Source organism: Pseudomonas sp. SCPG-7, assembly GCF_002156405.1.
Classification (GTDB): Bacteria; Pseudomonadota; Gammaproteobacteria; order Pseudomonadales; family Pseudomonadaceae; genus Aquipseudomonas; species Aquipseudomonas parakoreensis.
Genome location: NZ_MVOO01000023.1, coordinates 52,742 through 70,987, shown reverse-complemented (window position 1 = coordinate 70,987; position 18,246 = coordinate 52,742). Strand labels below are relative to the sequence as shown.

Sequence of the window (18,246 nt, the reverse complement as noted above, 5' to 3'; positions counted from 1 at the left end):
GGGGCGTTTGCCAAAAGTGACCCGCCGTAAGGGCGGAACCCTAAGTGGCCGTTACCGCAGCAACGGATCCACCCACAAAATTGACTAGTTTCCCCAACCCATGCTCTCCTACACAACTTGTTACGGGTGCCCTTCACAGGGTGAAACGGGAAACCGGTGAATCATGTGCTTTACTCAAAGCCATGTCAGTCCGGTGCTGCCCCCGCAACGGTAAGCGAGCGAAGCGTCGAATCCACTGTGCCATTGCGGCATGGGAAGGTGATGCTTGCAGGTCGGCCAGACGCCAACCCCTCGTGAGCCCGGAGACCGGCCCGCAACACACAGCGCGCATTTTGCGTCGCTGAACATAACAAACCCGCGGTGGGCGGGCGCTGTTCGAACCTCTGCGTGCCCGACTCGCAGGGGTTTCCATGCGCTCTATATCACCCGCTGACACTCCAGAGGGAAGCGCCATGTCGATCATCAGCAGCACCGGCAGCAACACCGACAAAATCTCCAGCACCGCCACCTTGAGCCAACGCCTGACCGCCGCGATCTTCGCGTCGATCCTGGGTGCAGGCCTCGTTTATTTCGCCGGTTTCTCGCACATCGAAGCGGTGCACAACGCCGCTCACGATACCCGCCACAGCGCCGCGTTCCCGTGCCACTGAGACCTGCCGACATGATCAAGCGTATCGCGCAAACCGCAGGCTTCACCGGCCTGCTGGCCGCCCTGCTGCTGACGTTGCTGCAAAGCTTCTGGGTTTCGCCACTGATTCTGCAGGCCGAAACCTTCGAGAAGTCCGAGCCGGTGGCCGTTCACGAACACGCCGCCGGTACAGCCGCACACACTCACGACGCTGAAGCCTGGGAGCCGGAAGACGGCTGGCAACGCGTGGTCTCGACCACCGGCGGCAATCTGGTAGTGGCGGTCGGTTTCGCGCTGATGCTCGCCGGCCTGTACACCCTGCGTGCACCGACCAAAACTTCGCAGGGCCTACTCTGGGGCCTGGCCGGTTACGCGACCTTCGTCCTCGCGCCGACCCTCGGCCTGCCGCCTGAACTGCCGGGCACCGCTGCCGCCGATCTGGCGTCGCGACAGACCTGGTGGATCGGCACCGCCGCTTCCACCGCAGTCGGCCTGGCTCTCATCGTGTTCAGCCGTCACTGGCTGATGAAGCTGCTGGGCGTGGCGATCCTCGCCGTGCCGCATGTGATCGGCGCGCCGCAACCGGAAGTGCATTCGATGCTCGCTCCGCAAGCGCTGGAAGCCCAGTTCAAAATCGCTTCGCAGTTGACCAACGTGGCGTTCTGGCTGGCCTTGGGCCTGATCAGCGCCTGGTTGTTCCGTCGCAAAAGCGATGGTCAGTACCACGCATGACCGATGACCGCGCAGCGCCGACCTTTGTGGTCGGCCTGGGCTGCCAGCGCGGCTGCCCGGTCAGCACGCTGCGCGCGTTACTCGATCAGGCGTTGCAGGCGCATCGTATAGAACTTGAAGCGGTCAAGGCCTTGGCCAGCATCGATCTTAAACGCGATGAACCCGGCCTGCAGGAACTGGCCAGTCAACTGGCGCTGCCGCTGTTGTATTTCAGCAGCGACGAACTGGCCAGTTATCAGCAACGCCTGAGCCACCATTCGCAGATCGCCTACGAGCGCACCGGTTGCTACGGTGTGGCGGAAAGTGCCGCCCTGGCCCTGGCCGAGCAGTTGATTCAGGCACCGGCAAAGCTGCTGATTTCCCGGCAGAAATACGCTCAGGCGACACTGGCATTGGCCGGCGCTGCGTAAATTCCCGATAATCCCCCTGTTTGATCATGAGCAATCTTCATCTGAAGCGTTGCCCTGCCCCGTTTTTCACAGGATTTCTTCATGACCGTCTACTTCATCGGCGCCGGCCCCGGCGACCCGGAATTGATCACCGTCAAAGGCCAGCGGCTGATCCGCAGCTGCCCGGTGATCATCTACGCAGGCTCGCTGGTACCGGCCGCCGTGCTCGAGGGACATCAGGCGGAAACGGTGGTCAACAGCGCCGAATTGCATCTGGAGCAGATCATTGAACTGATCACAACCGCCCACGGCAATGGCCAGGACGTGGCGCGGGTGCACTCGGGTGATCCGAGCCTGTATGGCGCGATTGGCGAGCAGATTCGTTATCTGCGCGAGTTGAATATTCCGTTCGAAATCATCCCCGGCGTCACCGCCACCGCCGCCTGTGCAGCCTTGCTCGGCGCCGAGCTGACGCTGCCGGATGTGTCACAGAGCGTGATTCTGACCCGCTACGCGGACAAGACCGCGATGCCGGCGGGTGAGGAGTTGAGCAGTCTGGCGCAGCATGGCGCGACCATGGCGATTCACCTGGGGGTCAACCATCTGCAGAAAATCATCACTGAATTGCTGCCGCATTACGGCGCGGATTGCCCGATTGCGGTGATTCACCGGGCAACATGGCCGGATCAGGATTGGGTGGTGGGGACACTTGAGGACATTGCGGCGAAGGTTGAGGCCAAGGGGTTTCGGCGTACGGCGTTGATTCTGGTGGGTCGGGTGCTGGGCAGTGAGGTGTTTAGCGAATCGTCGCTGTATCGCGCAGGGCATGCACACCTCTACAGGCCCTGAAAGCAATTGTGGCGAGGGAGCTTGCTCCCGCCGGATCGCGGAGAGATCCCAAAACCGGACAACCCATTCATCACGGGTAAATGCATTGTCCGATTTGTGACTGCTTCGCAGTCAGGCGGGAGCAAGCTCCCTCGCCACAGCGCCGTTTTTCATGTTCGCAGTGAACACCTTACTCAGTAGTAGGCGTTTTCTTTCTGCGTGTGGTCGGTCACGTCGCGCACACCCTTGAGCTCTGGAATACGCTCGAGCAAGGTGCGCTCGATGCCTTCCTTCAGGGTCACGTCGGCCTGGCCGCAGCCCTGGCAGCCGCCACCGAACTGCAGCACGGCAATGCCGTCCTCGACCACATCGATCAGGCTGACCTGACCGCCGTGGCTGGCCAGCCCCGGGTTGATCTCGGTTTGCAGGTAGTAGTTGATGCGCTCGTTGACCGGGCTGTCGGCGTTGACCATCGGGACTTTGGCGTTTGGCGCCTTGATGGTCAGCTGGCCGCCCATGCGGTCGGTGGCGTAGTCGACGACGGCGTCGTCAAGAAACGCTTCACTGAACGAGTCGATATAGGCGGTGAAGCTTTTCAGCCCCAGCGCGGTATCTTCAGGTTTTTCTTCGCCCGGCTTGCAATAGGCAATGCAGGTTTCGGCGTACTGGGTGCCAGGCTGGGTGATGAAGACGCGGATGCCGATGCCTGGTGTGTTCTGCTTGGAGAGCAGATCGGCCAGGTAATCGTGGGCGGCGTCGGTAATGGTAATAGCGGTCATGGAAACTCCTCGCAGGCTTGGGCGCAGTTTACGCCAATCATTGCGCCGGACAAAGTCCTAGTATTTTTGTCGGGAAAGATTCTCGACCGGTACGCGCAGCGGTTCGCCATCGATCCGCGCTTTAAGCCACTGATAGCTGCGTTTTTCTATCCATTCGTAGCTCAACCATGACCCCAGGGCGATAGCCACAGCGCAGACGATGAACATCAGATACGGGTTGATTCCGTAGCGTCGCGCGATAAAACCACCAACCGACAACACCAACACGTGCATCAGATACACCGAATAGGAACAGTCACCGAGCCATTTCATCAACCGATTGCGCTCGACGTAGCGCTCAAGCGCCATGCAAGCCATCACCAGCACCGCGCTCGGCACGCCCCAGTTCAATAACCTTGGCGCCGGTGCCAGGTGATAGATCGCCATCATCGCAGCGCCCATCGCCAACAGCGGCAGCCACAGGCCGGCGCCAATCCAGCCCCGGCGATAGAGCACGCCAATGCCGATCCCCAGCACAAACTCGTAGACGATGTCGGAACGGTAAAACTCGTTGAGCCAGCCGAACGCCTGACACACCGAAAACAGCAACGCGGCGACCACCAGCAAGCGCACCTGCCAGCGGAACGCCAGCGCGCATGCAAACAACACATAGAAGAGCATTTCGTAATTGAGCGTCCAGCCGACGTTCAGCGTCGGATAAATTCCGTAGCCGCCAGGATTTTGCGCAGGAATGAATAGCAGCGACGCGAGGAAATGCGCCCAGTCCACCGTCTGATCCGGCAACATTGGCCGGGCGAACAGCACCAGCAACGCCATCAACAGCGTGTACAGCCAGTACGCCGGGACAATGCGAAACAGCCGGTACAGCAGAAAGCGCGCGGGCGGCAGTGCTTTGCTTTCGGTGGAGAGGAAAATCACCAGACCACTGATGACGAAGAAAACATCGACGCCGACTGCGCCTTTGTCGATGAAGAACTGCCCGACCGGGCCGCGCGCCTTGAAGTCGAAAAAAATCTGCATGAAGTGATGGCAGACCACGGTCCACGCGGCAAGCGCGCGCAGGGCCTGCACTGAAATCAACATGATCGGCTCCCGTGCACAATTCCTGAATCACCTCCGGCCCCCTGTAGGAGCTGCGGCACGCTGCGATCTTTTGATCTTTGTTGTTAAAGAATCAAAAGATCGCAGCCTCGTTGCACTCGGCAGCTCCTAAAGGGGCTTTGCGGTGTTGCTTGGAGTTGGGACAGCAGGTCGATCTCAACGATCAAAGATTCTCGTAGCGGTTCATGTCCAGCACGCCCTCTTCCACCGGTTCGGTTTCGTGGATGTATTGGCTCAGGTCGTGGAAATAGAACCAGAATTGCGGATGACTGCGGCGAATCCCCCAGCGTTCGACGATTTTCTCGAAACGATCGACATCCTTGGCGTTTTCCATGGCATCGACAAACTCCGGGACTTGCGCGGCCGGAATATTGAACATGAAGTTCGGGTAACTGCTGAGCACACCTGGATAAATGGTCAAGGTGTCGAGCCCTGGCTGATAGCGCAGGGATTCGCCCAACAGAAACGCCACGTTGCTGTGCGCACGGTTGCGCAGCAAGCTGTAGACCTCGCGTTTGCCGCTGCGGGTTTCGATGCGCAGCAGGGTGGCCTCCGGCAATTGGTCGATGACCTTCAGACCGGCGGCCGGTCGTGACGTCAGGCGGCTCAGCGCCTGTTCGGCGTTCTGCAACGCCGGATCGATGTTCGGCCGCGAGCAGTAGGCGCCGTCACAGCGGTTGATCGGATCCGGCCGCGCATTGAGGTCGCCGTAGCGTGCCAGCAGTTGCATGGCGAAGTCGTACTTCGGATCCTTCGGATCGAGTTTCAACCCGGTCGGCTTGTCATCATCGATGGCCTCGTAGTCGAGCCACATCTTGAACTGACCGCTGCTCTGATACCAATCGTCGAGGTAGTCCTCACGGGAATCGGCCGGCATCAGACGCAGGAAGTTCTGTTCGGCGCCGTTGCGTATCAGGTCGAAATACAGACGGGTCTGCGCCTGATGGGAGACGTTGCCGAACACATCGAAGTTGACCGCCAACTGGTAATAGGTGCGTTCCAGCAGCGGATAGTCGAACAGCCACATCGTTTGCGGCACTTCGCCGATCAGGCCTTTGGTTACCGAAGCGCTGTCGAAGTGGCGGAAAATGCTCAGCAGCGCGTTGTCGTTGCCGGCCCACAGGGTCGACCAGCTCGGCGCCGGCTGGTCAGCGTAGCTGTCGCGGCGCAGGGCTTCGTATTCGTTGCGCTTGTTGCGGTAGTTGTGCCACAGGCTCAGGACACTGCCGACGTCGTCGTTCTGCCCCGGCATTGCCAGCAACGGCGTGGCCTGGCCGCGATAGTTGGGGTCGGTGATGTACAGATCGTGTTCCGGGGCCTGGAACAGCGCCCAGAAGTTATCGCGGATCACATCCGTCGCAATCTGCCCACGGCACACCGGCCCGCGAATGAAGGTGCGGACGAAGTATTCGGCATTGTCGAGCATGAACTGGTACCGCGCCTGCGCCGGAATCGCTTCGAACGTGGCGAACGGGTTGGCCCGGCTCTGCGGCCCGTACCCCGGTAGCGCGTTGACTTGCCAGTTGCCGCTGTAGAACAGGCTCTTGACCCGCGCCATCTTCGCCGCGCTCAGCGGATAAGTGATGTGGGTCTTGTGCACGATCACTCCTTGCACTGGCCACAAGCGGTAATACACCTGAGTGCCCGGATCGTCATTCGGGCGTCGGGTGGCGATCAGGTCGATCGGCTGCCCGGTCGGCGTGCGCGAACGCACCCACTGGAAGTAGTGGCCCGGCTCGCCGTCCTTGAAATAGATATGGGCGAGGAACCAGTGTTCGAACAACCAGCGCCCGACCAGACTCTGCCGCGCGCCCGGGGTGTTGAGCAGGTTTTCCCACTGCACGATTTGCAGCGCTTCCTTGGCGCTCGGCGCCAGCCCCTGCTCGTCGATCGGCGCACCGGACGCCAGCCAGCGTTGCAGGGTCTGGTATTGCTGATCGGTCAGCCCGGTCACCGCCAGCGGCATGCCTTCTTTCGGATGGGCGCCAGCATAGGCGTCAAACTCGGCGGGCATCGCGCACATGTTTTCCCGTTGCAGGCCGAGGACGATGTCTTCCGGCAGCTTGGCATTCGGGGTCAGCGGGGTTTTGTGGCCCAGTTCCAGCATCCGCGCCATCAACGCCGCCTGGCTGCCCTGAGCGTCGAGCACCGAATAGAAGCCCTTCTGCTGCCAGGCACGTTTGCCGAAGGCGTCGTAGAACAGCCGCGTGGTCGGCGCCGCTTGAGTGCGTTCGCCGTCGTAGACCGGCATCTTGCTTGCGCCCCGCCCTGCGCCTTCGCCGCTGCCCAGATTGAGCTGGCACGCCGAGTCGTAGCAGGCGTGGCAGGCCACACACTTCTCGGTGAAGATCGGCTGGATGTCACGCGTATATGAAATAGAAGGTGAGATCGCGGGTTCCTGCGCAATGGCGCCCCAGCTTAAGAACAGCAAGAAAATGCTGATGACGCGGTACGACATGCCCATGATCCCGATCGTGAAAAAAACGCCCGCGATTCTACAGTATGACGCTCGTACCAACATGAACGATATTCATGCAAAAGCGGCACATGCTCCAAAAGCGCACAGGTTTGCTATGATCCCGGCCCTTCGTCATGGTCTTTTCGAGTAGTCCCAATGTCCGATCGCAGCGTCCGCCTTCAAGCTCTCAAGCAAGCCCTCAAAGAGCGCATCCTGATACTCGATGGCGGCATGGGCACGATGATCCAGAGCTACAAGCTCGAGGAGCAGGATTATCGCGGCAAACGCTTCGCCGACTGGCCGAGCGACGTCAAGGGCAACAACGACCTGTTGGTGATCACACGTCCGGACGTGATCGGCGGCATCGAAAAGGCTTATCTGGATGCCGGCGCCGACATTCTGGAAACCAACACCTTCAACGCCACGCGCATTTCCATGGCTGACTACGGCATGGAAGAACTGGCGTACGAATTAAACGTAGAAGGCGCGCGCCTGGCGCGCAAGGTGGCCGACGCCAAGACCGCCGAGAACCCGGACAAGCCACGCTTCGTCGCCGGCGTACTCGGCCCGACCAGCCGCACCTGCTCGCTGTCGCCAGACGTGAACAACCCCGGCTACCGCAATGTCACCTTCGATGAACTGGTGGAGAACTACACCGAGGCCACCAAGGGCCTGATCGAGGGCGGCGTCGATCTGATCCTGATCGAAACCATTTTTGACACGCTCAACGCCAAAGCCGCGATCTTCGCCGTGCAAGGCGTCTTCGAAGAGCTGCACATCGAACTGCCGATCATGATTTCCGGGACCATCACCGATGCGTCCGGCCGCACCCTGTCGGGCCAGACCACCGAAGCGTTCTGGAACTCCGTGGCCCACGCCAAGCCAATCTCGGTCGGCCTCAACTGCGCGCTCGGCGCCCGTGAACTGCGTCCGTACCTGGAAGAGCTGTCGAACAAGGCCAGCACCCACGTTTCCGCGCACCCGAACGCCGGTTTGCCGAACGAGTTCGGCGAGTACGACGAATTGCCGGTGGACACCGCCAAGGTCATCGAAGAATTCGCCCAAAGCGGTTTCCTTAACATCGTCGGCGGTTGCTGCGGCACCACTCCGGGCCACATCGAAGCCATCGCCAAAGCCGTCGCCGGTTACGCGCCGCGGCAGATTCCGGATATTCCCAAGGCCTGCCGCCTCTCGGGTCTGGAGCCGTTCACCATCGATCGCAGCTCGCTGTTCGTCAACGTCGGCGAGCGCACCAACATCACCGGCTCCGCGAAGTTCGCCCGTCTGATCCGTGAAGACAACTACACCGAAGCCCTGGAAGTCGCCCTGCAGCAGGTCGAAGCCGGCGCCCAGGTGATCGACATCAACATGGACGAAGGGATGCTCGATTCGAAGAAGGCCATGGTGACCTTCCTCAATCTGATCGCCGGCGAGCCGGACATCTCTCGCGTGCCGATCATGATCGACTCGTCGAAATGGGAAGTGATCGAAGCCGGCCTGAAGTGCATTCAGGGCAAGGGCATCGTCAACTCGATCAGCATGAAAGAAGGCGTCGAGCAGTTCATCCATCACGCCAAGCTGTGCAAACGCTACGGCGCTGCGGTGGTGGTCATGGCCTTCGACGAAGCCGGCCAGGCCGACACCGAAGCGCGCAAGAAAGAGATCTGCAAACGCTCCTACGACATTCTGGTCAACGACGTCGGCTTCCCGCCGGAAGACATCATTTTCGACCCGAACATCTTCGCCGTGGCCACCGGTATCGAAGAACACAACAATTACGCTGTGGACTTCATCAACGCCTGTGCCTACATCCGCGACGAGCTGCCCTATGCGCTGAGCTCCGGCGGCGTGTCCAACGTGTCGTTCTCGTTCCGGGGCAACAACCCGGTGCGTGAGGCGATCCACTCGGTGTTTCTGCTGTACGCGATCCGCGCCGGCCTGACCATGGGTATCGTCAACGCCGGTCAGCTGGAGATCTACGACCAGATCCCGCAGGAACTGCGCGACGCCGTCGAAGACGTGATCCTCAACCGCACGCCGGAAGGCACCGACGCCCTCCTCGCCATCGCCGACAAGTACAAGGGCGACGGCAGTGTCAAGGAAGCCGAGACCGAAGAGTGGCGCAGCTGGGACGTCAACAAGCGTCTGGAGCACGCGCTGGTCAAGGGCATCACCACCCACATCGTCGAAGACACCGAAGAGTCGCGCCAGTCATTTGCCCGCCCGATCGAAGTCATCGAAGGCCCGCTGATGTCCGGCATGAACATCGTCGGCGACCTGTTCGGCGCCGGCAAAATGTTCCTGCCGCAAGTGGTGAAATCCGCCCGCGTGATGAAGCAAGCCGTGGCGCATTTGATCCCATTCATCGAACTGGAAAAAGGCGACAAGCCGGAAGCCAAGGGCAAGATCCTGATGGCCACGGTAAAAGGCGACGTGCACGACATCGGCAAGAACATCGTCGGCGTGGTGCTGGGTTGCAACGGCTACGACATCGTCGACCTCGGCGTGATGGTTCCGGCGGAGAAAATCCTCCAGGTGGCCAAGGAAGAAAAGTGCGACATCATCGGTCTGTCCGGTCTGATCACCCCGTCGCTGGACGAGATGGTCCACGTTGCCCGGGAAATGCAGCGTCAGGATTTCCATCTGCCGCTGATGATCGGTGGCGCGACCACCTCCAAGGCGCACACCGCCGTGAAGATCGAGCCGAAGTACAGCAACGACGCAGTGGTCTACGTGACCGACGCCTCGCGTGCGGTCGGTGTCGCGACGCAGTTGCTGTCCAAAGAACTCAAGGCCGGATTCGTCGAGAAAACCCGCGCCGATTACGTCGATGTGCGTGAGCGCACCGCCAACCGCAGCGCCCGTACCGAGCGTCTGAGCTACGCGGCGGCGATCGCCAAAAAGCCACAGTTCGACTGGGCCAACTACACGCCGGTCAAACCGACCTTCACCGGCACCCGCGTGCTGGACAACATCGACCTCAACGTGCTGGCCGAATACATCGACTGGACGCCGTTCTTCATCTCCTGGGACCTGGCCGGCAAGTTTCCGCGCATCCTCGAAGACGAAGTGGTCGGTGAAGCCGCCACCGCGCTGTACAAGGATGCGCGTGAAATGCTCACCAAGCTGATCGACGAGAAGCTGATCAGCGCCCGTGCGGTGTTCGGTTTCTGGCCGGCCAATCAGGTGCATGATGACGACATCGAGCTGTACGGCGATGACGGCAAGCCCATGGCGCGCCTGCATCACCTGCGTCAACAGATCATCAAGACCGACGGCAAGCCGAACTTCTCGCTGGCCGACTTCGTCGCGCCGAAAGACAGCGAAGTGACCGACTACGTCGGGGGGTTCATCACCACCGCCGGCATCGGCGCCGAAGAAGTGGCCAAGGCTTATCAGGACGCCGGCGACGACTACAACTCGATCATGGTCAAAGCCCTCGCCGACCGTCTGGCGGAAGCTTGCGCCGAATGGCTGCACCAGCAAGTGCGTAAAGAACACTGGGGTTATGCCAAGGACGAAGTGCTGGACAACGAAGCACTGATCAAAGAGCAGTACTCCGGTATCCGTCCGGCACCGGGTTACCCGGCGTGCCCGGATCACACTGAAAAGGCCACGCTGTTCACCCTGCTCGATCCTGAGGCCAGCGAAATGCGCGCGGGCCGCAGCGGCGTGTTCCTGACCGAACACTATGCGATGTTCCCGGCAGCCGCGGTCAGCGGCTGGTACTTCGCGCACCCGCAGGCGCAATACTTTGCCGTGGGCAAGGTCGACAAGGATCAGGTGCAGAGCTACACCTCGCGCAAAGGTCAGGAACTGAGCGTGACCGAGCGCTGGCTGGCGCCGAACCTCGGTTACGACGAATAAGCGCAACGGTCACTCCGCGGATCAGCCGGGGAGTGACCGTTCACCAGGTTTTACGCGCCTGACCATTGCCCGGAGGAGCCGGGCATTGGTGCCGTGTTGGCAGACAAACCGATCCGTTCAATCTCCTGTCGCGTCAATTCGATGAGCCTGGCATTGCGCGCCGCTGCCTGATCGAACAACCGGCTCAGATAAAGCGGGTCGTCAGCACTCAGACCGTCGTCCTCGCCCTCCTCCATCAGTTGCACTTCATCCATTTGCCTGAACGCTTCGGGCTGCTGCTCCTTGAGGTAATCCAGCCAGTAATCGCGCTGGATCAGATCCTCCAGAAACCGGTCGGAATGTTCCGCGTAAACCACCTCGGCCCGCGCATCGAACAACTGCTGAGGCGTTACACCGGAGGCAAATTTCATGTTTTTGGGCTGTCCGGGCAACTCCAGTCCATCCTCCCAGCCACCGGTCAGACCGATCCGGTAACCGAGACGGACTTCGGCTTCGTCAAAACCACTGCGTGCGGCCGCTGCTTTTGCCAGTTCATCGACCTTGTCCAGCCGGAACAGTTGCCGCGACAGGGACAACAAGGCCTCGCCACGAATTCCCGGGCGACCGGCCGGCAAATCGAGCAAAGCGTTGTAGGTAAAGACCTTGCTCTCCAGACCACTGAAGGTGAGGATTCGCCCGTCCACGCACGTTCCATGGGTGGCCGAGCCGGCGAAAATCACCTCGCGCAGCTCACTGTCGGCGGCGGCAGCCTCCATGACCCTCCAGACCCGTCGGGTCAGGTCGGCATTGGCCACGCGAAACTCCTGGGTGTCCTGCAATCGGTCAAGCAAATGGAAGAATGCCCCGCTGTCCGGTTCCGCAGCCAGTTGATCCCACAGCCGGTCTCGGGCAGACGCCTGCTCCGGCAGCAAATTCGCCAGCCACGGCGTCTTCTGTTGCGCATGGGACTGTTCGTCCGGGAGGGATTCGTCCGACTCGATGCTGTCCGTGGTTTCGCTGAGCCCGCCGGCAACGTCGTCAGCCATTTCCTCCAGTTCGGAACTCGAGAAACCGAGCACTCGCTGGCGGTTACCCGCCGTCTGATAGGCCCTGAGCCTTTCGAGGAACTCCTGCGACAGGTTGTAGTTGTCAGTCAGGTCGGTGCCGTCCATCAGCTCATCGTGCTGACCGTCCAGCGCCTCTTCGGGGATAGCGGTGATGTCATTGCGACTGAGGTTCAGTGTCAGCAGGTGCTGCGCATCCAGCGCACCGGCCGGCCATTCGGCCAGGTTGTTGTTGCGCAGATCCAGACGTTGCAAATGCTCGAAATAGCTGACGTCGAACGCATCGAGGTAGTTGTAGCTCAGGTCCAGAGCTTGCAGATGCTCCAGACCGGACAGCGCGGCATACAGGTGCTCGGTGTCGCTGAAGTGGTTGCTGGAAAGCTCGAGTCGCTCCAGCTGCGGCATTTGCCGGACGCCATCCGGCAGCGCTGTCAGCGCATTGCCATTAAGGGTCAGATGACGCAGGTGGGTGAACGACTTGAGAAACCCGTCGCTGCCCTCGGTCGTCACCCGAGTGCCTGTCAGGTCCAGGCTGCCGACATGCCCGAAATCCTCGGGCAGCGCCGGTAGATCGCCCAATTGCAGGCCGTTGAGATCCAGAACCGCATCGCCCCCGGCAACCGCTAACCTGGCACGCCAGCAGGTGAGGATGCGCCACGCCGCGAGGCTGCGCGACTGCGAGGAGATGACCCAGTCGGCTCCACGGGTTTCCCGGGTATACAGCCAGCCGTTGAGTCGGCGAACGAGGGTTTCGAATGTCTGACTCCAGCCCGTGATCCGCTCCTCGATCTGCACATCGGTCGCGCCATCGTTACGCAGCGTCTCGATCACTTGCATGGCTTGTTCATCGCTAAAGGCCGGCTGCAACCGCTGCAGATTCTGGCGCATGCGTGCCAGCCCGGTACTGACAGGTGCTGGCGTCAACGGCAGCAACTGGCGGGCCACGGTCAAACCGTTCTCCGCTGGGGGAAACGTCGCTGGCACCGGTTCCCGGGCAAATGCCTCCAGCGCGCCGGCAGGAAGGCCCAATTCGTGTTCGAGCCGCAGTTGCGCCGAACGCAGCTGCGCCGACGCCGCTGCGGTCAGGGGCGCGCCGGTCAGGTTGGTGTTGAGCAGTGAGGTGCTCTCGAGCACGGCAGGTGGCAGCGTGCTGATACGGGTCTCGCGCAGGTCCAGCCACGACAGTTGCGGCAAGCCTTCTGCGCCTGCCGGCCAGTGTTGCAGGTGCGTGCGCTGCAGGTCGAGGGCCTTCAAGCGCTGCAGACTGCCGACGTTCAAATCGCTCAACGGATTGTTGCGCAGATTCAGTTGTTCGAGCGCAGGCAATTCACTCAATCCGCTCTGCAGGCGCGAACTGTCGGTCAACAGATTGTCGGCGAGGTCCAGGTGCATCAGGCGCGAAATGCGCTGCGACTCGATCGGCCATTCGTGCAAGGCATTGTTACTCAGATCAAGGGTCCGGACTTCGCTGAATGCGCTGATGAAATTGCGCATCTGCGCACCGGCAACCCGCTGGCCATTGAGCAGCAGCGTGCGTACATGCGCAAAGGCGTCTGCCGGCAACACCGGAAGTTCGCTGAGCCTCAACCCCGACAAATCCACGGTCGAGGCGCTGATCGTTGCGCCATAGCGCTTGAACAGTCCGTTGCGCCAACTGGCTTTGAGAACATGCGCCAGGTTTGATCGCGCGATCAGTTCGGACAGCGACTCTGCCGACACCACCAGGCGCTGCTGCCACTGACTGAGTTCACGTTCCAGCGCAGCATATTGATCGCTCAAGGCATTGATGGCGGTGAAGCGCTGTTGCTCATCCGGCCATTGCTCAAAGAAACGATGGAATATGCCCTCGGTGGATTGATGCACACCCTCGCCCAGGCGCCGCAACTCGCCGCGACAATAATCCCTGACCATCGTCTCGCGATCGATCAGGTGTTCCGGCAAGGTTTTGACGTATTCGTACACGCCAGCGAAGTTTTCCCGGGAAAATCTTGACCAGTCCAGCGACAGCCCCGACCAGAGTTTTTCATGCCCCTGCAGCAGCTCGGCGGGCACGGTGCTGATGCTTGTATCCCTGAGGTTCAGACGCTCCAGGGCCGGTAACTCCAGCGCACCCGCAGGCCAGTCGAACAATGAATAGGCGACGATGTCCAGGCTGCGCAAATTGCGCATGCCGCTGACGTCGAACGCCAGTGACTGGTAACTCGAGGTACTGACACTCAATGCTTCAAGTCGGGTCAATTGAGCCAGGCGTGCCGGCATGTCGGCGGCATAGGGCATCGCGCCGTAGAGCGTCAGGTCAGTCAGTTCCGGCATGTTCTGCAGCACCGTCGGCACGTTGGTAAATGTTTCTGCGGTGCCATTGATGCGCAGCGCCTTGAGCCTGGGGAAACGGCTCAACAGTGCATCGCCGTTGGCATCGGTGATGCAACGCCCTCTGATGCGCAGGTCGCGCACATGCGAGAAATCTGCCGTCAGCTCCGGCAACGGCTCGTCGCACGTCAGATCGAGGCGTGCGGCACTCGCCTGACTCTCAGCCAGCGGCGCATGGCGCCAGCTCTGCTTGAGGCTGCGCACGACGCTGGATTTGCCGCCGATCATCGATTGCAGCGTCGGCTCCGGAGAAGGCACACCTTCCCATTGCGCCAGTGTCGATTCGAGCGCCTGCCATTCACGCAGGCGCCGTTGCAACATCTCGTAGATCTGCGCGTCAGTCCGCCCGGCGGCCAATTGCTTGAGGATGAACCCGCCCGCCTGCTGATCGGTGAGCGCCGGATACACGTCCTGCACGCGCGTCACCAGCAGCGGGTTCACGCCTTCGCCGCGACCGCTGGCGTAATAACCCAGGCCATGCTGGCGCACCCGCACCGGCGCCTTGAAGCGTTGCTTGTGGCCATGGCGCCTGCTCGCCAGCCGAGCCAGTTCGGTGCGATGGCGGGCCGCATACTCGATCAGTGCCCGGCGCAGTCCGGCTCTACGCGAAACCTCGGCAAAGCCCAGAGCCTGTCGCGTCTGATCGGGCAACGCATGGAGGACCGAGGCAAAAAAGTTGTCCCCGCGGCGCGGGACGCCGTTGAGCGCTTCCCCCTGCGCGTTGTACGCCTGATAGACCGGCCCGCGCTTGACCAGATACTGGGTCTTACTGGCGCTTTCGCTGCCGATGCTGTCGATCAACGGCCCGTCGACACTGCCTTCGCGTACTTCCAGACGCACTTCGTCCGACCAGCCCGGCAGCCGCTCCAAAGCGCGCAAGGCCAGCCATTGGCTGTCGCCGCCGGCCGAATTTTCCATGTGCAGACCGGCAATCGCATGGTTGAAGCGCCGCTGCCGGGCATATTCACGGGAGATCTCCAGCAGCCGCAACGGTACCCGCCCACCGTTCTGCAGACGCGTCAGTTCCTCGGCGTTCGCCTCGAGCAACACACGGATTGCCGCCGAACTGCCCAGCCCCGGCGTGGCGGCTTGTAGCCTGGCGATTCGCGGGTCGTTCAACGCGGGTTCGTCATACAGCCGGTCGAACATCGCCGGCTGCCGGTTTCGCAGGTAATCGGCGATCTGTTTGCGCAACTCCAGCGGCCGGGATTCCATGACCCGCGCCGACTCGGCACCCAGCAGCCAAACGGTTTGCGGCTCATCCAGCGTTGCCAGAATGCGCTCAGGCAGTTGGCCGTCGAGCACGTCGGCGCGGGTGATCCGGATCGGCGCACGCGTCGGGCCCTCGATTGCACCTGACTGCGCGCCGAACAGACGGCTGGGCCCGGACAACTGCGGTCCATCGAAGACTTCCAGCATCTGCCCGCTCGGCCAGCGCGGCATTTGCGTAAGCATGGGCAGCGTCAGCAGGTACGAATCGTCAAGCTTGGTTCCTCGTTCGACCTGATCGATCAAACGCCCGACCTGCTGATTCGCCTCATACAGGCGCAAGGTATCGGCCAGGGCCAGTGGCGCCGGCTGGTGATCGAGGTGCATCTGGCGCAGGGCATCATCACTGACACCACTGAGGTCGGCGATTTCGAGCAATTGCTCATCCGAAAATGCGTCAGTCGAGTGACCGATGCGCCGCAGCAAGGTCAGTCGATCCCAGTGCAGCGGCCGCTCGTGGGTGTGGCGCCAGGCGCCCAGTCGATTGTGCTCGAGGATCGGTTGATACGCCGCCGGATCCTGCGGGTGGAGGATGCGCCAGTTATTCAGGTTCTCATCGTAGTGCGTCTGATAGAGCTTGCCCTGCTGGCGAATGAACGTCTTGCCGTCGAACCGATACACGCCTTGCGCGTCGGGCCCGGCAGTCGCAGGCAGGACAATATCGCTGGCGTAGGTATCGAGGTCGGGTTTCCACAGGCGAACCGAGCCGTCGGGCCGCTCGACCGGTTGCAGGTGCTCGATCACGGGTTCGGCGGAGGCTGGGCGCAGTCGGCTTACGCCCTTGCCCACAGCGCCCATTACGCCAATCAGCGCCAGGTTCTGCGCCACATCGACCAGATGCGCCTTGGCAGCCTGACGATCGCCTTCCGACCATTCGATGGCGCCTTCGAAGGACTCGTAGAGCAGTTGCCCCGCCATCACGGTCATCATGATTTCGCCCAGCACCGGGACGAACATCGACACCATGTTCAACCCCAGCATGCCGAGTTCGAGCAAATGACTGAGTTTGGCTGCGCGGACCCGGGCATCGACATCCGCCGTCGGGACGGCATGGGCGCGCGCGTCGGCGATGAATTTGGCCCGGTGCTGTTCGTAAAGGTATTGCCACAAATCGGTGTTGGCGCCCCAGATCCCGGCAACGTCCTGGCGCGTGATGGCAAACGGGTCGAGATACGGGTCAGGCTGCGGCTCGCGCTTGCCGGGGACTTCGGGTGGCAACTCCTTGATCTGCACGATAGTGGACAGCGGCGGTATCAGCTGTGCGACCTTGACCCAGATCGAATGCAACGGATCACTCGGGGCGTCCGCAGCCTTTTGGGTGAACTGACTGAAATAGTAAGGACGGTCGGCGTAGGCCACGAACTGACTGAAAAACTGCTGGTAAGCGGTCGGTCCTTGTCCGGTAGCCGTAGTGTCGGTCGCCGTGAATTTGCGTTTGAACACCTCCCGCATCTGCGCGCTGCTGTAACGCTTGAGCGGGTGTTGCGGGTCATGGGGAATGTAGACGATGAATTCGTTGGTGTAGCGGTAGCGCTCGCTGATGCTGAACACGACGCAACCGGTCATCCGCCGCTTCATCAGGCTCAGATCGCGAAACCACACGGCCTTGCCGCCGAGTTGCGGGTGGATCTGACCGTCCACCACCGACAGAATCATCCGGTAGTCGGCAGGCTCGATGTCCTTTTTCAGCAGCGCCCATTGCGCGGCGGCACGCAGCGCGGCTTTCTGACTGGCAATGAACTGTCCACGCAAGGTGTCGTTGTTCTCGAAAAACGCTTTGATCCGTGTCTGATAACGCGAACCGACGTCGAGTGAACGACACAGCGTCAGAAACTGACTGACCGAGATGCCGATTTCTGCGGCCTGAAACTCGCCGGGGGTCGCTGTCTCGACCACGAAACCGGATTTGGCGTGATAGGCCCCTGCTTCACACTCCCAGGCCTCGAAGTTGTGCAGTGCCGCTTGCAGCAATGGCAGTTTCAACACTTCGAAGGTGGACACTTCCACCTCCAGCACTCCGAGTTCGAGGGGCCTTCTGAGACACAACAAGGTCTTGCCGAGATCGACCGTGACGTTGAACTGATCCTTGAGTGCCTCGCCAAGCAATGTTTGGGCAAATGCCTCGACGCTTTCGAGGCCGGCCATGGTCTTGTCGAGTCGGGTCTGGGCGACAAAGGCAGCCGTGACCTGGTCTTTCAAGACTTGTTGCTGTTCCTGCGGGAATTCGTGATAGCCGGGCGGTGGACGGGTGCTGACCGCTTTCATCGCGGCTCGCCGGGCTGGCGAGGCGGCAATCAGCCAATCGGGGATCATATGCTCAAGCAACCTGCCGTGGACGCTGGCGCTGACGGGTGTACGGGGCAACGTCGGGGAATGATGGGACATCCTGTCTCTCCTGAATAATGGGAGCACAGAACACCATGTCCGCCGCAGTGACCTGCGGTACATAGTTATCGCATGGCCTTGGACCTATGTCAGGACACGTCAGGATCCCCCGTGCGACCACGGCACAACCCACAGGATTGACTATGCTGTCGGGACAGCCTTTCGGACGGGGGATTTATGGACGATCCAGTCGACAACAAACCACCGAGCTTCTGGCAGATGCTGCACAGCGTGATGGCGGCGGCATTTGGCGTGCAAAGCGGGAAGAATCGGGCAAGGGACTTCACCCATGGCAAGCCCAGCCATTTCGTGATCCTGGGGATAGGTTTCACCGCCGTGTTCGCCCTTACCCTGTTTGCCATCGTCAAACTGGTGCTGCATTTCGCCGGGGTCTGAG

10 protein-coding genes and 1 riboswitch are annotated in these 18,246 nt (G+C 61.2%); of the genes, 6 read left to right on the top strand and 4 right to left on the bottom strand.

Annotated elements, in window-relative coordinates:
* Positions 1-107: 107 nt before the first annotated feature.
* A riboswitch (cobalamin riboswitch) is annotated at positions 108-330 on the top strand.
* 122 nt (positions 331-452) lie between these two features.
* The 4 genes from B1722_RS26545 (at position 453) to cobM (ending at position 2,598) form a co-directional block, all read left to right on the top strand.
* Entirely contained in the window at positions 453-650 is a 198-nt protein-coding gene (locus B1722_RS26545; RefSeq protein WP_047598594.1) for a CbtB domain-containing protein, read from the top strand.
* Between the two features lie 11 nt (positions 651-661).
* On the top strand, positions 662-1,360 hold the full coding sequence (locus B1722_RS26540) for a CbtA family protein (RefSeq protein ID WP_041072677.1): 699 nt from the start codon (positions 662-664) through the stop codon (positions 1,358-1,360).
* A complete protein-coding gene (locus B1722_RS26535; RefSeq protein ID WP_041072679.1) occupies positions 1,357-1,770 on the top strand; it encodes a cobalamin biosynthesis protein in 414 nt (137 codons plus the stop codon). The genes B1722_RS26540 and B1722_RS26535 overlap by 4 nt, the downstream gene beginning before the upstream one ends.
* Before the next feature lie 81 nt (positions 1,771-1,851).
* A complete protein-coding gene (gene cobM / locus B1722_RS26530) occupies positions 1,852-2,598 on the top strand; it encodes a precorrin-4 C(11)-methyltransferase (RefSeq protein ID WP_086794895.1) in 747 nt (248 codons plus the stop codon).
* 173 nt (positions 2,599-2,771) lie between these two features.
* On the opposite strand, the gene nfuA is transcribed toward cobM, so the two are convergent.
* The 3 genes from nfuA to B1722_RS26515 all read right to left on the bottom strand — a co-directional run bounded on the left by nfuA (position 2,772) and on the right by B1722_RS26515 (position 6,915).
* The gene (gene nfuA, locus B1722_RS26525; RefSeq protein ID WP_003225494.1) at positions 2,772-3,356 is read right to left on the bottom strand and encodes a Fe-S biogenesis protein NfuA; all 585 of its coding nucleotides are present in this window, start codon (positions 3,354-3,356) and stop codon (positions 2,772-2,774) included.
* A gap of 57 nt (positions 3,357-3,413) precedes the next feature.
* Positions 3,414-4,439, bottom strand: a complete 1,026-nt coding sequence (locus B1722_RS26520) for an acyltransferase (RefSeq protein ID WP_086794894.1) — start codon at positions 4,437-4,439, stop codon at positions 3,414-3,416.
* 181 nt (positions 4,440-4,620) lie between these two features.
* On the bottom strand, positions 4,621-6,915 hold the full coding sequence (locus B1722_RS26515) for a fatty acid cis/trans isomerase (RefSeq protein WP_086794897.1): 2,295 nt from the start codon (positions 6,913-6,915) through the stop codon (positions 4,621-4,623).
* Between the two features lie 156 nt (positions 6,916-7,071).
* Here B1722_RS26515 and metH point away from each other — a divergent pair, with 156 nt between their 5' ends.
* A complete protein-coding gene (gene metH / locus B1722_RS26510) occupies positions 7,072-10,782 on the top strand; it encodes a methionine synthase (protein WP_041072687.1) in 3,711 nt (1,236 codons plus the stop codon).
* A 50-nt stretch (positions 10,783-10,832) separates the two neighbouring features.
* Here metH and B1722_RS26505 read toward each other — a convergent pair whose 3' ends face one another.
* Entirely contained in the window at positions 10,833-17,849 is a 7,017-nt protein-coding gene (locus B1722_RS26505; protein WP_086794893.1) for an NEL-type E3 ubiquitin ligase domain-containing protein, read from the bottom strand.
* 177 nt (positions 17,850-18,026) lie between these two features.
* Between B1722_RS26505 and B1722_RS26500 the strand changes: the two genes are divergently transcribed.
* Positions 18,027-18,245, top strand: coding sequence for a DUF2970 domain-containing protein (locus B1722_RS26500; RefSeq protein ID WP_025112547.1), 219 nt, complete (start codon positions 18,027-18,029; stop codon positions 18,243-18,245).
* Position 18,246 lies beyond the last annotated feature (1 nt).